Consider the following 15,216-nt stretch of genomic DNA (forward strand, 5'->3'; position numbering starts at 1 on the left):
CCCATGGCCGATACCGAAGAAAGTCTCGTCGCACCCTCGCTGCTCATGAAGATGGGCCCCTGGCGCTATCCGTTCTTCCTGGTCGACAAGATCTGCGAATTCAAGCGCGGCTCGCGTGGCTATATCACCGCAGTGAAGAACATCTCGTTCAACGAGCCGCAGTTCACCGGGCACTTCCCCGACAGCCCGATCATGCCCGGCGTACTGATCGCCGAGGCGATGGGCCAGACCAGCGACTACCTGACCCTGCTCACCGCCTTCTGCGAGGAGTACGAGCAGCGTTTCGACTGCGACCTGTCGGTCCGCCGCGACCTGCAGAAGGCCCTGCACAGCGAGGAGGGCATGGAGATCATCGCCGCCATTCGCAAGAAGTGGGGCGGTGTGCTGGCCTCCCAGGACCTCAAGTACAAGAGCGTGGTCCTGCCCGGCGACACCCTGTTCATGCGCAGCGAGCTGGTGATGAAGGACCCGGCCGGCTTCAGCCACTTCAAGGTCGAGGCACGCATCGGCCGGCGCGTCACCACCGTCGGCAAGCTGGCCAATTTCTGGTTCGACATGAGCAAGCCATTCAACTACCCGGGCTAAGCCCGACCGCGAGGACCCCACCATGGACAAGCAACTGCAAGACGCCATCGCCCAGCGCCGGGCCGTACTGGACAAGCTCAAGGACAGCCTGATCGACCGTCTCAACCTGTACCAGAACCGCGCCCAGATCGACGACGACACCCCGCTGTTCGGCAGCGGCCTGAAGCTCGACTCGGTGGATGCCACCGAGCTGGTGGTGATGCTCGACGAGGAGTTCGGCGTGCGCGTTTCCGAGGGCGACGACCCGTCCTACATGCGCAACGTCAACTCGCTGGCCAACTTCATTCTGCAGCGCCAGGCCGCAGCCGCCTGACTTCTGCCGCACACAATTCGAGGGACACAACGATGAATCCGATGGAAGCCGTTCACCAAGCCGCCGGCGCCACCCTGGGCGAACGCAATGGCGTGCGCATCCCGCTGCACTACGGCGAGCCCGCTGCCGAGCACCAGGCCTCGCGCAAGAACATCCTGATGGTCGATTACTCGCACTTCGGCATCGTCGAGGTGCAGGGTGACGAGGCCTACGATTTCCTCAACCGCGTGGTCGGCGGTGACCTCTCGGTGATCCGCGACGAGCAGGCGCTGTATACCGTGCTGCTGGACGACAAGGGCCAGATCGTCACCGACCTCTACGTGCTGTGTGACGACGAGCGCTTCCTGCTGCTCACCGAATGGGTCAAGGGCGACACCCTGGCCGCCAGCCTGCAGGCCCTGGTCGGTGAGGAAGAAGTCGAGATCGCCGCGCAGAACCAGCTCGGCACCCTGCTGTTCGAAGGCCCCTACAGCTGGGAGCTGATGGCTGAGCTGTTCGGCTTCGACGTGCTCGGTCTGCCGTTCCTCGAGTTCATGCACGTGGACGACGTGACCCTGCTGCGTGCCGGCAAGCACGGCGAGTTCTCCTACAAGGTGCTGGGCCCGCGTGAGTCCCTGGCCGAGCTCTGGCAGCGTGCCCTGGAGGCCGGCGCCAAGTTCGACCTGAAGACCGGCGGCATCGAGTTCCAGGGTCGTTCGCGCCTGGAAAACCCGTGCTGGGACCCGGCCCTGGCCGGTGAGTTCACCCGCTGCCCGATCGAGCTGCAGCTGCAGTGGGCGGTGCGTTACGACAAGGACGAGTTCGTCGGCAAGGACGCCCTGCTGGCCAAGCTGGAAGAGGGCGCCGCGCAGCGCGTGGTCGGCTTCCTGGTCAAGGGCGACGGTGCCGCAGCCAACATCGGCGATGCCGTGTACAGCGGCGACAGCGTGATCGGCAAGGTGATCACCCTGGGCTGGTCCGAGGGTGTGCAGGCGCATATCGGCCAGGCGCTGCTCGACAGCGACTATGCATACGCCGGTCTGGACGGCTATGCCATCGACGCCAGCGGCGCGCGCGTTGCCATCAGCACTGCGGCGATCCCCTTCCTGCAGAACTTCAGCTTCCTGGTCAACCCGGCCGAGCACAGCTACGTCGACCCGTCGCGGCCGAAGAGCCTGCTGGAGCAGCAGGCCCAGTAATCCACGTCATCAGCCACAGCGAGCGGGCCGCCGGGGCGGGCGGTCCGTTCTCAGGTCGCCGCCTCGGAGGAGTCACACATGGTTCAGCGCAAGCGGGTAGTAGTCACAGGGATGGGCGTGCTCACGGCGCTCGGCAATACGCTGGAAGCGTTCCGCGAGGGCCTGTTCGCCGAAAAGGCGGCCATCGGTCCCAGCCAGCATTTTCGCCACTATTTCGACGATGCCCTGGCATCCGAAGTGCTGCAGCCGGTCGAGTACCCCGGCATCGATCCGCAGCGCCTGCCCGAACTCGACCGTACCGCGCTGTGGGGGTACAAGGTCGGTCGTGATGCCCTGGAGCATGCCGGCCTGCTCGGTGATCCGCTGCTGGAACGCACCAGCCTGGTGGTCGGTGTGTCCTCGGCCAGCGCCGAGGCCATCATGCCGCTGATCGAGCACCAGCCCGAGCAGTTCAGCCCGCGCAAGATGGAAGTGTGCGGCAACTTCTCGGCGATCTGCCCGGTGGTGACTTCGCTGCTCGGCCTCAAGGGCGGCTTCGAGCTGGTGGCCACGGCCTGTACGGCCAGCACCAACGCCATCGGCATCGGTTTCGACCAGATCCAGAATTCCAAGAACCCGGTGGCGCTGATTGTCGGCTCCGACCCGGTCTACTTGCCCACCTTCGCCGGTTTCTACGCGCTCAAGGCGATGCGCGAAGAACCCTGCTGCCCGTTCTCCGGCACCCCCGGCATGTCCGTCGGCGAGGGCGCCGGCGCGCTGGTGCTGGAGGAGTACGAGCACGCCAAGGCGCGTGGCGCCACCATCTACGGCGAGATCATCGGCTACGCCACCAGTTCCGATGCGCACCATGAAACAGCGCCGGACCCGCGTGCCGAAGGCGCTACCCTGGTGATGCGCGCGGCGCTGCGCAACGCCGGCGTCGGCCCGGAGGCCATCGGCTACATCAATGCCCACGGCACCGGCACCGAGGCCAACGACCGCGCCGAGACCCTGGCGATGAAGAAGGTCTTCCCCAACATCGCCGATATCCCGGTGAGTTCGACCAAGTCCTACTTCGGCCACAACATCGGCTCGGCCGGCATCATCGAGATGATCGCCTGCCTGACCACCCTGCCGTCCGGCAAGGTGCTGCCGACCCTGAACTTCTCCACGCCGCGCACCGGCTGCGACCTCAACTACGTGCCCAACCATTTTCAGGAGCACCAGGTCGGGCTGTTCATGAAGAACAACTACGCCTTCGGCGGCAACAACTGCAGCATCGTCGCTTCGGTGACCCCGGAGACCGCCGCGGCCACCGAGTACCAGCCGCGCCGCGTGGCCATCACCGGCTTCGGTGCGCTCAGCTCGCTGGGCTATGGCGCCGAGCAGATCGCCGAGAACATCCGCAATGGCGTCGATGGCTCGCTGTCGGTGTCGGCCGATGACTGGCTGGGCAGCGGCGAGCAGGCCCACGACCTCAATCAGCTGATGCAGGCCAATCCGGCGCTGGCCGAGCGCCTGGCCGGCATGACCGAGGCCGACCTGCGCGCCATGCAGTTCCGTGCCCACGAGGTACGTGGCATCGAGGCACGCAAGCACCTGAAGAACTACGACCCGCGCAAGGCCAGCCGCATCGGCACCCACGGCCTGCTGGCCGTCGAGCAGGCGTTGCAGAGCGGCGGGCGCAAGGTGCGTCATGGTGATACCGACGTCGCGCTGATCATGGGCATGTCCAAGGGCCCGCAAGCCACCATTGCGCGTTATGCGCAGAGCCTGCACCCGGACCCCAAGCGTGCGCGTACCTTCGAGTTCCCCTCGGCGCTGATGAACTCCACCGCCACCTTCTGCGCCATCAGCAAGGGCCTCAAGGGCTACAACACCACCCTGTCCACCGGCTACAACGCCGGCCTCGGCGCACTGCTCTACGGCTACGAGCTGGTACGCCAGGGCCTGCAGCCGCAGGCGCTGGTCGGTGCCGCCGAGGAGAATGCCTATTCCTCGGTGCTGATGTCGCCGGCGACGGCCGATCGCCTGTGCTGGAGCGATGCCGCGGATGCCTTCCAGGTCTATGGCGCCAACCCCAGTGGCTTCACCCTGGGCGAGGGCGCCGCGGTGGCCCTGCTCGAAGACCTCGACGCCGCCCATGCGCGCGGTGCACAGGTGCTTGGCGTGGTGCTCGGTTATGGCCGCTCCTGCGATGCCGCCTACCCGGGTGAATCCGGGCTGGCCGCTGGCAACGCGATGATCGCGGCGATCCAGCAGGCGCTGGCCGAGGCTGGCCTGCAGGCCAGCGAGGTCGATCTGATCTGCGGCACCAGCTGGGGCACCGGTGACAGCGCGCAGAAGGAACTGGACGCGGTGCGCGCCGTGTTCGGCGCGCTGGCGGCCGAGGTGCCGCTGGTCAACTACAACGGTCACTTCGGCTTCGTCGAATCGGCCGCCGGCCTGCTCAACCTGGCGCAGGTGCTGCAGATCATGCGCAGCGGCGAGATCGCGCCGATTCCCTACACCCGCGATTTCTGCGCCGACGACATCGCCTTCGTGCGTCAGCCGCTGCGCCGCGAGGTGCGCCACGCGCTGGTGCTGGGCGCTTCGGACGGGGGCAACAACTACGCCCTGCTGGTGCGCAAGGATGGCTGACGCCGGGCGTGCGGTGATCTCCGGCCTGGGTGTGTTCAACGCCCTTGGCCAGAATGCGGCCTCGCTCTGCGCGGCGCTGGCCGAGCAGCGCCTCGGCCCGCGCACGGGCTTTTTCGCCAGCGAGCGGGCGGCCCAGGGCAATGGCCTGCTGTTCAATCCGCAGCAGGTGGCGATGCCGGCGTTGCCGGCGACCCGGCGCAACCCCGCCGGCTGCGATGCCGAGACCGCCTGCGCGCTGATCGAGAAGGTGCTCGACGAAGCGCTGGCCCAGGCCGGCCTGAGCCGTGCCGAGTTGGCCGGTTCGCGCGTGCAGTGCTACATCGGCGGCCAGGGCGTGCAGCCGGACATCATGAAGTTCACCGCCTACCTGCAGCGCAACGATGCCGAGGACCTGCTGTTCAATACCGGCATCCGCCAGATGCACAGCGACAGCTATGCCGAGGAGCGCCTCGGTCGCCTGCTGATGCGCCGCATCGGCCTGGCGCTGCCGCCGCTGGCATTGTCCACGGCCAGCTGCTCCAGCCTGTCGGCGCTGTTCCTCGCCCGCCAGGCGATCGAGAGCGGCGCCGCCGACCTGGTGCTGGTGGCCTCCTGGCAGCAGGTGTCGCAGTACAACCTGATGTTCATGGGCGGGGTCAACGCCCTGGCCCGCGAGGTGGCGCAGCCGTTCTCGGCCGCCACCGAGGGCGTGCTGCTGGGCGGTGGGGCGGCGCTGGCGATCCTCGAGAGCGAGGCCCACCTGCAGGCTCGCGGCGGCCGCGGCCAACTGCGCATCGATGGCTTCGCCGTCTGCCAGGGCGGTGGCTCCGGGCGCGGCGGGCAGTCCTTCGCGCCGGATTTCCGCACCCTGGCGCGCACCGTCGAGGCCTCGCTGGAGCAAGCCGCCGCCACGCCGGCCGATATCGGCTGCCTGTTCATGCACGGCAACGGCATTCGCGGCAGCGACCAGGCCGAGCTGATGGCGGTGCGCAAGCTGTGGGGCGACCACGCCGTGCCGGCCGTTTCCTACAAGGCGCAGCTTGGCTACCAGGTGGCGGCCAGCGGCCTGACCGACCTGGCCATCGCCGCCGATGCCCTGCGCGAGCGTCGCCTGCTGGCCTTCAAGGCCCTGGCGCCGCTGGACGCCGCCGGGGTGCACCTGCACGCCGATGCCGCCCCGCTGACGCTGCACAGCGACAAGCTGGTCAAGCTGGGTCTGGGTATCGAAGGTTCCATGGCTGCCTGCACGCTGACGCGGCTGGCCGGATAAGCGAGAGCATCATGTCTGTCGAAGAAATGCAGTTGACTCCGCTGCGCCCGGCCAGCGCCGACGAGCTGCAGGCGCAGCCCGAGCAGCGCAGCAATACCCTGGCCCTGGTCGGTCTCTCGGTACTGCAGGCAGAGCGCGCCCCGCAGCGTTTCGAGCCGCGCTGGTTCCGCGCCTGGGAGGCGCAGCTATACCGCAAGGCCGCGCGTCAGACCGGCCGGCGCCAGTGGGATTTCAGTCGTTTCAGCCAGGACGGCGGCCTGGATGCGGCCAAGTCCGGCTATCGCGACACGCTCACTGCCGTCGCCCAGGCGGCCAGGCAGGCAGTGGCCGCCGCCGAGGCCAGCTGCGGCCGGCGCAGCGCGCGTGAGCGCATGGCCCTGCTGTATTTCGACTTCTGGGGGCAGAGTTCGCACCTGGAGCAGGCGTTCAACTGGCGCGACAGTTTCGATCTCGACGTAATCCCCAAATTCATCCTGCGCGACCAGGCCACCGAGGCCTTCTCCTGCAAGGTGCAGGCGGGGCGCGGAGCCTTCATCCAGGCACTGCGCATGGCGCAGTCGCTGCTGCACAGTGGTGCCGCCGACAGCGTGCTGCTGGGCGGGCTGTTCCGCAGTTTTCCCGTGCTGTGTTTCGCCGAGGCGCTCAGCAGCAACGCCGCCGAGCGCGACTGGCTTGGGCGTGGTGGCCAGCACAACGCGCCGCTGGTGGAGCGCGCCGGTTTCATGGTGCTGCGGCGCGCAGAGGCGCTGGCCAGCGCGCGTCAGCCCGGCCTGCTGCTGGGTGCGCCGCATTACCTGCAGGCCCCCGCCGGCCGCGAGGCGGCGGGCCAGTGGCTGGGCGAGCGCTGGGCCGAGCAGCTGCCGGAGCGGCGCGCGCTGGTCTACGGCGGCCACTATCCGTCCAGCCTGCTCGATCAGGTCGAGGCGGGCGCGGTGGCCGCTGCTGGCGAGCACTGGGTGTACGAAAACATCTGCCGGCGCTTCGGTGACAGTGGCGGGCTCAATCCGCTGCTGGCGCTGCAACGGCATGCCGAACGCAAGGCGGCGACGGCGGATACCCCGCCGGCGCTGCTGAGCTTGAGTGACAGCCAGGGCGGCACCTGGCTGCTGCGGGGGGAATGATGAGCATGGACAAGGATGCCCTGCTGGCGCAGGCGCAGGCGCCGGCTCCCGGCGAGACCCGCCGGCTGCAGCTGGTCAAGGCGACCCAGTTGCCCATCGTGCGCCTGAGCGCAGTGGAGAAGTGCTACGGCAAGGGCGAGGGCCGCGTGCAGGCGCTGCGCCGCATCGACCTGCAGATCGAGCGTGGCGAGTTCGTCGCGCTGGTGGGGCAGTCGGGCAGCGGCAAGAGCACGCTGCTCAACCTGATCGGTGGGATCGACCGTCCCAGTGCCGGCGCCGTGCATTTCCTCGGCCAGGACCTGGCCGACCTCGACGACCGCGAGCTGGCCGCACTGCGTGCCCGCGAGATCGGCTTCATCTTCCAGTTCTTCAACCTGCTGCCGGTGCTCAGCGTGTTCGACAACGTCTACTACCCGCTGATGCTCAACGGCTACCGCAAGGATCAGGCGCGCCACCTGGTGATGCAGGCGCTGGAACGGGTCGGCCTGCAGCAGCATGCGCTGCGCCGGCCGGTGGAACTGTCCGGCGGCCAGCAGCAGCGGGTGGCCATCGCCCGTGCGCTGGTGAAGAAGCCGGCGCTGGTGATCGCCGACGAACCCACCGGCAACCTGGATTCGGAAACCGGCCGCTCGGTGCTGGAGCTGATGCAGGAAATCAACCGCGAGAACGGCACCACCTTCATCATTTCCACCCACTCCGATGCCGTGCGCGATGTGGCCGGGCGGGTGGTGAGCATCGCCGACGGGAGGATCGCGCCATGAGCCGCTGGCTACTGCTGCTGAGCCTGCTGGTCGCGGGAGGCGCCCAGGCCTCCATCGACGCCGATCAGTTGCGTGAGCAGGGGCGCGCCGCCCTGGATGCGCTGGTGTCGCGCCATGCCTCTGCGCCCGTGCGTGAGCAGGGCATCCTGGCGGTGGTGCGGGCGCCCAGCGAGGGTCTCGACGAGCGCACCCTGGAAGCGCTGGCGACCTGGCGCGAACAGCACCCCGACGACCTGCCGGCCAAGCTTTACGAGGGCTACGGCTGGTTGTTCATGGCCGGCGAGTACGTCAAGCGGCAGAACTACTTCCGCGCCGCCGAGCTGGCCAAGCGCGGCTTCTTCCTGATGGACGAGGCGGTCGACCAGAACCCCGAGGACTGGCGCCTGCGCCTGCTGCGCGCGCGCCTGGACTGCTACGTGCCGGCCGAGTTCGGCCGCCATGTGGTGGCGCTCAAGGACCTGCGCTACCTGCGCGAACACACCGAGCAGGTGCCGGCCGAGCTGCTGCCGCTGGTGGACTTCCTGCAGGCGCGCGCCGAACGCGCGGCGGGCGATGAGGCCGCGGCCAAGGCCCTGGTCTCGCCCTGGCGCGAACTGCTGCAGGCCGAGGAGCGTCTGCCCATCACCCGCGCCGAGGTGGAGCGGGTCCTGACCCCGATCGTGGAGGCGGCGCCATGAGCGAGCTGCTGTACTACCTGGCCAACGCCATCATCGTCTACGCCCTGCTGCTGGTGCTGTGGACCGCTCTGCGCCGGCCCACCTCGATCCGCTACGCCTTCGCCAACCTGTTCCGCCAGCGCCGCCGCTCGGGCATCACCCTGCTGGCGATCATCATGGGTGGGGTGGCGGTGTTCACCTTCGGTGGTTTCGTCCAGCACTCCTTCTCGGCCCTGCGTGAGCAGACCATTCGCACCAACCTCGGTCACCTGCAGCTGTACCGCGAAGGCTACCTCGCCAGCGGCGCCACCAACCCGCTGCGCCACGGCATCCCCGGCTACCAGGAGATCAAGCGCATCCTCGCCGCCGACCCCGAACTGGGGCCGCTGCTGAAGACGGTGACCGGGCAGATCGAGTTCTCCGGCATCGCCTCGCACTACGAGTCGGAGACGTCCACCTTCATCTCCGGCGTCGGCATCGAGCCGGCCAGCTCGCTGACCCTGGGCGCCCTGGACCGCATCGTGCTGGGCAGCGACCTGTCGCGCATCGACGGCCTCGGCGTCACCATCGGCACCGGCGTGGCCAAGGGCCTGGGCGCCGGCTACGACAGCGAGCTGGACCTGCTGGTGGTCAATCCCAAGGGCGGGCAGAACGCCATGTCGGTGACGGTGCGCGGGGTCATGGAGTCGGGCATCAAGGAGTACGACGACCGCTCGCTGAAGATGCCGCTGGAAACCGCCCAGGCGCTGCTGGAAACCGACGAGGTCAGCCGCATCATCATCCTGCTCAACGATACCGCGCAGACCGACGCCGCGCTCAAGCGGGTGCAGGCGATCATCGCCGAGCATGGCCTGGCGCTGGAGGTGCGGCCCTGGTCCGAGCTGGCGGTGTACTACCACCAGGTGGTCAGCCTGTTCGACGGCATCTTCTTCTTCATCAAGTCCATCGTCAGCGTCATCGTGGTCTTCATGATCGGCAACACGCTGATGATGAACGTGGTCGAGCGCACCCGCGAGATCGCCACCCTGCGTGCCCTGGGCCTGACCCAGCGCGAGGTGGGGCGGCTGTTCATCCTCGAGGGCATCTTCATCGGCCTGCTCGGCGCCGCGCTCAGCGTGGCGGTGGGCATCGGCCTGGCCGAGCTGATCAACATCCACGGCCTGCCCATGCCGCCGTCACCGGGTTACACCAAGGGCTACCTGGCCTTCATCCTGTGGGACGAGGACGTCGACCTGTTCTGGTTCACCTGTGCGCTGGCCATCGTCACCGCCGTACTGGCCTCGATCATTCCGGCGAAGCGGGCTTCGAAGTTGCTGATCGCCGAGGCGTTCAGGTTTACCTGAGCAATTGAAAAGTTGCCGGTCGGAGGGCTTTCAAGTTGCCCGGCTGGAATTAACAAACGATGCGCCAAAGTGCAGGAAAAGTTGTGCCTGCAAGTAGGCGTTTAATATTGCGCTGCTGTTATTGAAGTTGTTGTTGGCGAGCGCACTTCATATACAGAGTGAGAGAGAGTTATGACAACGGAACGGCAAGTCGTCCTCATTACCGGCGCCGCCCGCGGCATAGGCGCAGCCATCGCCGAGCGCTTCATCGACGACGGCTTCGATGTGGTGCTCAACTACCGGCGCAGCCAGGGCAAGGGTGCCGCCAACCTGGACAACCTGGTGGCCCGCGCCGAGGCGCGGGGCGTGCGTGCCTACAAGGCGCTGGCGGACATCTCCGAGAGCCGCGACGTGGAGCAGATGATCAAGAGCCTGCGCCTCGACGGCCTGGAGCGCATCGACCACCTGGTGCTCAACGCCGCCAGCTCGCCGTTCAAGCCGGTGCTCGAACTGACCAAGCACGACTGGAAGCAGCTGTTCGGCACCAGCCTGGTCGGCAACGTGGCGGTGATCAATGCCGTGGCGCCGCTGATGCCGGCCGGTGGCACCATCTGCGCCATCTCCGGGGTGGGCTCGCACCTGGTGTTGCCCAACTATCCGCTGGGCCTGATGAAGGCGGCCCTGGAGAACCTGGTGCGCTACCTGGAAGTGGAACTGTACGACCGTGGCATCCGCGTCAATGGCGTGTGCGGCGGGCTGGTGCGCAGCGAGATGCTGCCGTACCTGTCGGAGATGTGGCCGCGCATGATCGCCAACATGGAGTCCTGCGGCCGGCGCTGGGCGCTGGAGCCCGAGGAAATCGCCAATGTGGTCGCCTTCCTCGCCTCGGAGCGCTCCAGTGCCATTCGCGGGCAGATCCTGGTCGCCACCGGCGGGGTAGGTCTGGCGGCCTGATCCTCCAGCGCTGCAACAAGCCGGCGCTAAGCCGGCTTTTTCATGCCAGCCAGTACGGTAGCCCGGGTGCAATCCGGGGGACGGAGCTGCCTGCTTCCCGGATTACATCCGGGCTACGAGTGCTCCTCCCTCTCCCGCTGGCGGGAGAGGGGGCGGGCGGCCCGCGTAGGGAGAGGGGGCTTCAGCCTTCCCAGCGCTTCAGCACCAGGGTGGCGTTGGTGCCGCCGAAGCCGAAGCTGTTGCTCATCACCGTGTTCAGGTTCACTCCGCTGCGCGCCTCGCGCAGCACCGGCATGTCGGTCAGCTCGGGGTCGAGGTTGTCGATGTTGGCCGAGCCGGCGATGAAGTTCTCGCGCATCATCAGCATGCAGTAGATCGCCTCGTGCACGCCGGCGGCGCCCAGCGCGTGGCCGGACAGGCTCTTGGTCGAGCTGATCGGTGGCATCTCGCGGCCGAACACCTTGCGAATCGCGCGCATCTCGGCCAGGTCGCCCACCGGGGTGGAGGTGCCGTGGGCGTTGATGTAGTCGATCGGCTCCTCGACCCTGGCCAGCGCCTGCTGCATGCAGCGCATGCCACCTTCGCCGCTGGGCGCGACCATGTCGTAGCCGTCGGAGGTGGCGCCATAGCCGATGATCTCGGCGTGAATGCGCGCGCCCCGCGCCAGCGCATGGTCCAGCGCCTCGACCACCACCATGCCGCCACCGGCGGAGATGACGAAGCCGTCGCGGCGCGTGTCGTAAGGCCGCGAGGCCTTTTCCGGGTTGTCGTTGTGCTGGCTGGAGAGGGCGCCCATGGCGTCGAACAGGTAGCTCTGGCTCCAGTGCTCTTCTTCGCCGCCACCGGCGAAGACGATGTCCTGGTTGCCCATGCGGATCTGCTCCATGGCGTGGCCGATGCAGTGCGCGCTGCTGGCGCAGGCGGAGGCGATGGAATAGCTGAGGCCCTTGATACGGAACGGTGTGGCCAGGCAGGCGGAGACCGTGTTGCTCATGGTGCGCGGCACGCGGAACGGGCCGACGCGGGCGATGCCCTTCTCGCGCAGGATGTCCATGGCCTCCATCTGGTTGAACGCCGAGGCGCCGCCGGAGCCGGCGATCAGGCCGGTGCGCGGGTGGGAAACCTGCGCGTTGTTCAGCCCGGCGTCCTTGATCGCCTGCTGCAGGGCCAGGTAGGCATAGGCCGCGGCGTCGCCCATGAAGCGCTTGACCTTGCGGTCGATGTTCAGCGCATCCATGTCCAGCGGCACCGCGCCGCACACCTGGCTGCGCATGCCGACTTCGGCGTAGGTAGGGTTGAAGCGGATGCCCGAACGCCCCTCGCGCAGATGGCGGGTGACGCTTTCCAGGTCATTGCCGAGGCTGGAAACCAGCCCCATTCCGGTGATCACGACGCGGCGCATGTGCAAATTCCTTTTCAGACCGTGGGCCGGGCCGGTTCGAGCTGCGGAAGGCGGCGAAGAATGCACTCGGGCAGAAGTTTGCGCACACCGTCCGGTCAATAAAAGTTGCCGGTTTTCCCTGGGCGATAACTAATCAAAGTTCGTGGCTAATTGCCAGCGTTAGTTGCTGAATATGTGGGCTTTGGCGAGAAAAAACAGCAGCGTGTGAAGCAACTTGAAGCGCGGGCGGATATATATCGGAATAGCGCTGAAAGTTTGGCCGGATGATCAGATTAAAATGGCCCGCCGCATGGCTCGGCGGGCCTTGCACTTACAGCGGCAGGCCGGCCTTGATGCGGTACTGGTTGCGTACCGGCGTGGCGTACTGGCGAATCAGCCAGGGACGCTGCTCCGCAGGGCAGGCCGCCAGGCGGCGTTGCCACTCGCTGCGGGCAGTGGTGACTTCCGCTGCGGGGAACAGCTGCTCGACCGATGGCACGGCGAGGGCACTATCGCGCTCCTCCCACTCGGCATAGGCCAGCAGGTGCACCGGGAACAGCCGGTAGCCACTCAGGATGTGCTGGTCCATCAGCGTGGCCAGCTGCTTGGCATCCTCGAAACCTTCGCGCACCGGCGCGCCGAAATGCACATGGACGCGGCCCTTGTAGCCGGTGATGCCCAGGGCGATGCTGGCGTCGTCCTCGCCCGGCGCCTTCTCGTAACCGCCGGTGCTGGCGCGAATCTGCAGCTCGCGGGCCTTGGCCTGGTCGCAGGGGTCGTACTCGTAGCTGATCGACACCGGCACCAGGTTCAGCGCCGCCAGCGCCTCGGCGAACGGCTCATCCTTGCGCGCCATGTGGAACATCTTGAGGATCGCCGAATCGGTACGGTCATCGCCGTCCTTGGCCCGGCCTTCGGCCTGGGCGATCCAGATCGACTGGCCTTCCTCGCGGATCGAGTGGTTGATGTAGGCCGACAGCAGCTGGAAGGCCGCCAGCTTCTCGCGCCGCCCGGTGATGCTGCGGTGCACGATGAAGCTCTTGTTCAGGCGCATCAGGTCGCTGACGAAGGGGCGCTGCAGCAGGTTGTCGCCGATGGCGATGCGCGGGGTCGGCAGCCCGGCGTGGAACACCGCGTAGTTGACGAAGGCCGGATCCATCACGATGTCGCGGTGGTTGGCCAGGAACAGGTAGGGCGTGCCCGCCTTCAGGTGCTCGATGCCGGAGAAGCTGATGCCGTCCGTGGCGCGTTCCACGGTGCGGTCGATATAGGGCTCGATGCGCGCCTGCAGGGCATCCACCGAGGCGATATCGGCCGTCTCGCGCCGCAGCAGATGGGCGATAAGCGGTTTGAGCAGCCAGCCGAATGGTCCGGCTAGGCGCGGGAAACGGAAGCGGGTCAGGGTGCCGAGGAAGGTGTCGTCGCTCAACAGACGCGCCAGTACGGCGGGGACTTCGTGGTCGGCGTAAGGTCGGATGGAATCGAATTCGCCCATCATGTTCTCGTTGTTCGGCTACTCGGATTGCCCCACCGGGGCCGCTGGCCCTGCAGGGACGCGGGGCCAGCAATAGACCGGCGATTATAGCGGCAAGTCACATGGCCATAGTGAGGGCGCCATAGCTTGCGGCGTTGAGGCAGAGCTGTGGAGGAAATTGACTACGGATTGCCTACGTCATGACCACAGAGGAGTCCTGAGAAAGCTGAGGCTAAGCGTTTACAGCCGCCACGACTCCGAAACAGGTACCTAGCCAATAGAGAAACCAGAACAGAAATACATCCAATCTCTCAAAGATGGTGGTTCCTTTATAGGACTGATCAGACCATCCCAGGCGACCAAGTGTTGCCCATGAAAAGGCGATCAGCGATGCGACAGCGAAGCCATGCTGACGAGTTAGTGAAGAGATTTCGAAGTGCTGGAAAAGCATCAAGTACGCAAGAGCGATGGCAGATAGAACCCACGCTAGAGAGAGAAGGGTTTTGTTGCGTAGCGAGACACAGCGACGCGTGGTTGAGCCTTTGCATTCATTCTCTTTGATGGTGCGCTGTTCGGGGGGGGAGTTTGGATAGGTCAGATTGATGTCGAAGAAGCCAACGAAAATCAGAGCGCTGAGCAACACCTAAAAAAACGGCGTTATGCCAATGAGCGAAAAAAAGGCACAGAGGTAAGAGGCTGGGTTGTGCTGCATGGATAGATCAACGCTCCGTGTATGACTTGTGATCGCTAAATCGAATCTGTGCAGCAGACTGTGTGATTTTCAATGGTTCAGCGCAAGTGACGAGAGGGATAGAGGGTTAAGGGTCAAAGCCTTGTCCAGATGCTCCGGTGCAAGGTGTGCGTAGATCATCGTGGTGGTGATGTCGGAGTGGCCGAGAATATCTTTCAAGGTGCGAAAGTCACCGCCAGCCATGACGAAGTGAGACGCGAAGGTATGGCGCAGGATATGGGTGAGCTGGCCTGGAGTCTTGAAGCCGCAGCGGGCATAGGCGTTCTCGAAAGCACCACGGGCAGGGCCGAAAAGGCGATGAGTGGGAAGTGCCACGGACAAGCTACTGTTCCATAGGACAGAAGAGACTTTGTCAGCTCGCGATGACCATAACAGCAACTCACACGGAGGCCGCGATGCTGGAATCACAGATGTACCAGTGCCCCTATTGCTGGGAAGAGGTCGAGGCGTTGCTCGATCTGTCGGCCGGTGATCAGGAGTATGTCGAGGACTGTCCGGTGTGCTGTCGGCCGATCATTTTTTCCCTGCAGACCGATGGCGAAAACTGGTCGTTGGATGTGCGCGGGGAGAACGACTGATGCAACGCATCTACGAGCCGCAGGACCTGCTGGAGGCGGAGCTGTTGCTGGGCATGCTGGCCAGCGAGGGGGTGGAGGCGCATCTGGCCGGGCGTCACCTGCTCGGGGCGGTGGGCGAGTTGCCGGCGCTGGGGCTGCTCGGCCTGCTGGTGGAGGATGAGGAGGCCGAGCGGGCGCGGCGGCTGATCGCCGCGTACAATGCCGCCGCGCCGCTGCCGGGCGAGGAGCCAGACGGTTTCCCCGGTGTGCTGCTGTGTTGAGTTCTTCTGCCGCC

At 66.3% G+C, this 15,216-nt stretch carries 16 protein-coding genes; 12 read left to right on the top strand and 4 right to left on the bottom strand.

Annotated features, from left to right (window positions below; translation table 11 throughout):
* The first annotated feature begins 3 nt into the window (after positions 1-3).
* The 10 genes from ACOAPY_RS05940 (at position 4) to ACOAPY_RS05985 (ending at position 10,758) form a co-directional block, all read left to right on the top strand.
* Positions 4-585: a 3-hydroxyacyl-ACP dehydratase FabZ family protein gene (locus tag ACOAPY_RS05940; RefSeq protein ID WP_465155584.1), complete on the top strand. Its 582-nt coding sequence runs from the start codon at positions 4-6 to the stop codon at positions 583-585.
* Between the two features lie 22 nt (positions 586-607).
* Positions 608-898 carry an acyl carrier protein gene (locus ACOAPY_RS05945; RefSeq protein ID WP_021702285.1) on the top strand — a complete coding sequence of 97 codons (291 nt, stop codon included), beginning with the start codon at positions 608-610 and terminating at the stop codon, positions 896-898.
* Between the two features lie 41 nt (positions 899-939).
* Positions 940-2,076 carry an aminomethyltransferase family protein gene (locus tag ACOAPY_RS05950; RefSeq protein ID WP_465155586.1) on the top strand — a complete coding sequence of 379 codons (1,137 nt, stop codon included), beginning with the start codon at positions 940-942 and terminating at the stop codon, positions 2,074-2,076.
* Positions 2,077-2,154: 78 nt separating this feature from the next.
* A complete protein-coding gene (locus ACOAPY_RS05955; RefSeq protein ID WP_465155588.1) occupies positions 2,155-4,695 on the top strand; it encodes a beta-ketoacyl synthase N-terminal-like domain-containing protein in 2,541 nt (846 codons plus the stop codon).
* A complete protein-coding gene (locus ACOAPY_RS05960) occupies positions 4,688-5,944 on the top strand; it encodes a beta-ketoacyl synthase N-terminal-like domain-containing protein (protein WP_465155590.1) in 1,257 nt (418 codons plus the stop codon). Before ACOAPY_RS05955 ends, ACOAPY_RS05960 begins: the two co-directional genes overlap by 8 nt.
* An 11-nt stretch (positions 5,945-5,955) precedes the next feature.
* Positions 5,956-7,065 carry a hypothetical protein gene (locus ACOAPY_RS05965; RefSeq protein WP_465155592.1) on the top strand — a complete coding sequence of 370 codons (1,110 nt, stop codon included), beginning with the start codon at positions 5,956-5,958 and terminating at the stop codon, positions 7,063-7,065.
* Positions 7,066-7,070: 5 nt separating this feature from the next.
* A complete protein-coding gene (locus tag ACOAPY_RS05970; RefSeq protein WP_465155594.1) occupies positions 7,071-7,826 on the top strand; it encodes an ABC transporter ATP-binding protein in 756 nt (251 codons plus the stop codon).
* Positions 7,823-8,503 (top strand): hypothetical protein, encoded by a 681-nt coding sequence (locus ACOAPY_RS05975; protein ID WP_465155596.1) that lies wholly within the window; start codon positions 7,823-7,825, stop codon positions 8,501-8,503. The genes ACOAPY_RS05970 and ACOAPY_RS05975 overlap by 4 nt, the downstream gene beginning before the upstream one ends.
* Positions 8,500-9,825, top strand: a complete 1,326-nt coding sequence (locus ACOAPY_RS05980; RefSeq protein ID WP_021702278.1) for an ABC transporter permease — start codon at positions 8,500-8,502, stop codon at positions 9,823-9,825. The genes ACOAPY_RS05975 and ACOAPY_RS05980 overlap by 4 nt, the downstream gene beginning before the upstream one ends.
* A gap of 171 nt (positions 9,826-9,996) precedes the next feature.
* Positions 9,997-10,758, top strand: coding sequence for an SDR family oxidoreductase (locus tag ACOAPY_RS05985; RefSeq protein ID WP_021702277.1), 762 nt, complete (start codon positions 9,997-9,999; stop codon positions 10,756-10,758).
* Positions 10,759-10,939: 181 nt separating this feature from the next.
* On the opposite strand, the gene fabB is transcribed toward ACOAPY_RS05985, so the two are convergent.
* The 4 genes from fabB to ACOAPY_RS06005 form a co-directional block, all read right to left on the bottom strand.
* On the bottom strand, positions 10,940-12,160 hold the full coding sequence (gene fabB, locus ACOAPY_RS05990) for a beta-ketoacyl-ACP synthase I (protein WP_286948540.1): 1,221 nt from the start codon (positions 12,158-12,160) through the stop codon (positions 10,940-10,942).
* A 310-nt stretch (positions 12,161-12,470) separates the two neighbouring features.
* On the bottom strand, positions 12,471-13,634 hold the full coding sequence (locus tag ACOAPY_RS05995) for a 1-acyl-sn-glycerol-3-phosphate acyltransferase (protein ID WP_465155598.1): 1,164 nt from the start codon (positions 13,632-13,634) through the stop codon (positions 12,471-12,473).
* Between the two features lie 211 nt (positions 13,635-13,845).
* Positions 13,846-14,256, bottom strand: a complete 411-nt coding sequence (locus tag ACOAPY_RS06000; RefSeq protein WP_465155600.1) for a hypothetical protein — start codon at positions 14,254-14,256, stop codon at positions 13,846-13,848.
* A gap of 138 nt (positions 14,257-14,394) precedes the next feature.
* Positions 14,395-14,679, bottom strand: a complete 285-nt coding sequence (locus tag ACOAPY_RS06005; RefSeq protein WP_465156724.1) for a tyrosine-type recombinase/integrase — start codon at positions 14,677-14,679, stop codon at positions 14,395-14,397.
* Between the two features lie 80 nt (positions 14,680-14,759).
* Here ACOAPY_RS06005 and ACOAPY_RS06010 point away from each other — a divergent pair, with 80 nt between their 5' ends.
* Positions 14,760-14,942, top strand: a complete 183-nt coding sequence (locus ACOAPY_RS06010) for a CPXCG motif-containing cysteine-rich protein (RefSeq protein ID WP_021702274.1) — start codon at positions 14,760-14,762, stop codon at positions 14,940-14,942.
* Positions 14,942-15,202 carry a putative signal transducing protein gene (locus tag ACOAPY_RS06015; protein WP_061905137.1) on the top strand — a complete coding sequence of 87 codons (261 nt, stop codon included), beginning with the start codon at positions 14,942-14,944 and terminating at the stop codon, positions 15,200-15,202. Before ACOAPY_RS06010 ends, ACOAPY_RS06015 begins: the two co-directional genes overlap by 1 nt.
* Positions 15,203-15,216: the final 14 nt, after the last annotated feature.

This window comes from Pseudomonas stagnisoli, from assembly GCF_048595745.1.
Lineage (GTDB): Bacteria > Pseudomonadota > Gammaproteobacteria > Pseudomonadales > Pseudomonadaceae > Aquipseudomonas > Aquipseudomonas alcaligenes_A.

What these genes read in the sequence shown, in the direction of transcription:
- ACOAPY_RS05940 (WP_465155584.1), top strand. Translation starts at nt 4, where the DNA reads ATGGCCGATACCGAAGAAAGTCTCGTCGCACCCTCGCTGCTCATGAAG.
- ACOAPY_RS05945 (WP_021702285.1), top strand. Translation starts at nt 608, where the DNA reads ATGGACAAGCAACTGCAAGACGCCATCGCCCAGCGCCGGGCCGTACTG.
- ACOAPY_RS05950 (WP_465155586.1), top strand. Translation starts at nt 940, where the DNA reads ATGGAAGCCGTTCACCAAGCCGCCGGCGCCACCCTGGGCGAACGCAAT.
- ACOAPY_RS05955 (WP_465155588.1), top strand. Translation starts at nt 2,155, where the DNA reads ATGGTTCAGCGCAAGCGGGTAGTAGTCACAGGGATGGGCGTGCTCACG.
- ACOAPY_RS05960 (WP_465155590.1), top strand. Translation starts at nt 4,688, where the DNA reads ATGGCTGACGCCGGGCGTGCGGTGATCTCCGGCCTGGGTGTGTTCAAC.
- ACOAPY_RS05965 (WP_465155592.1), top strand. Translation starts at nt 5,956, where the DNA reads ATGTCTGTCGAAGAAATGCAGTTGACTCCGCTGCGCCCGGCCAGCGCC.
- ACOAPY_RS05970 (WP_465155594.1), top strand. Translation starts at nt 7,071, where the DNA reads ATGGACAAGGATGCCCTGCTGGCGCAGGCGCAGGCGCCGGCTCCCGGC.
- ACOAPY_RS05975 (WP_465155596.1), top strand. Translation starts at nt 7,823, where the DNA reads ATGAGCCGCTGGCTACTGCTGCTGAGCCTGCTGGTCGCGGGAGGCGCC.
- ACOAPY_RS05980 (WP_021702278.1), top strand. Translation starts at nt 8,500, where the DNA reads ATGAGCGAGCTGCTGTACTACCTGGCCAACGCCATCATCGTCTACGCC.
- ACOAPY_RS05985 (WP_021702277.1), top strand. Translation starts at nt 9,997, where the DNA reads ATGACAACGGAACGGCAAGTCGTCCTCATTACCGGCGCCGCCCGCGGC.
- fabB (WP_286948540.1), bottom strand. Translation starts at nt 12,160, where the DNA reads ATGCGCCGCGTCGTGATCACCGGAATGGGGCTGGTTTCCAGCCTCGGC.
- ACOAPY_RS05995 (WP_465155598.1), bottom strand. Translation starts at nt 13,634, where the DNA reads ATGGGCGAATTCGATTCCATCCGACCTTACGCCGACCACGAAGTCCCC.
- ACOAPY_RS06010 (WP_021702274.1), top strand. Translation starts at nt 14,760, where the DNA reads ATGCTGGAATCACAGATGTACCAGTGCCCCTATTGCTGGGAAGAGGTC.
- ACOAPY_RS06015 (WP_061905137.1), top strand. Translation starts at nt 14,942, where the DNA reads ATGCAACGCATCTACGAGCCGCAGGACCTGCTGGAGGCGGAGCTGTTG.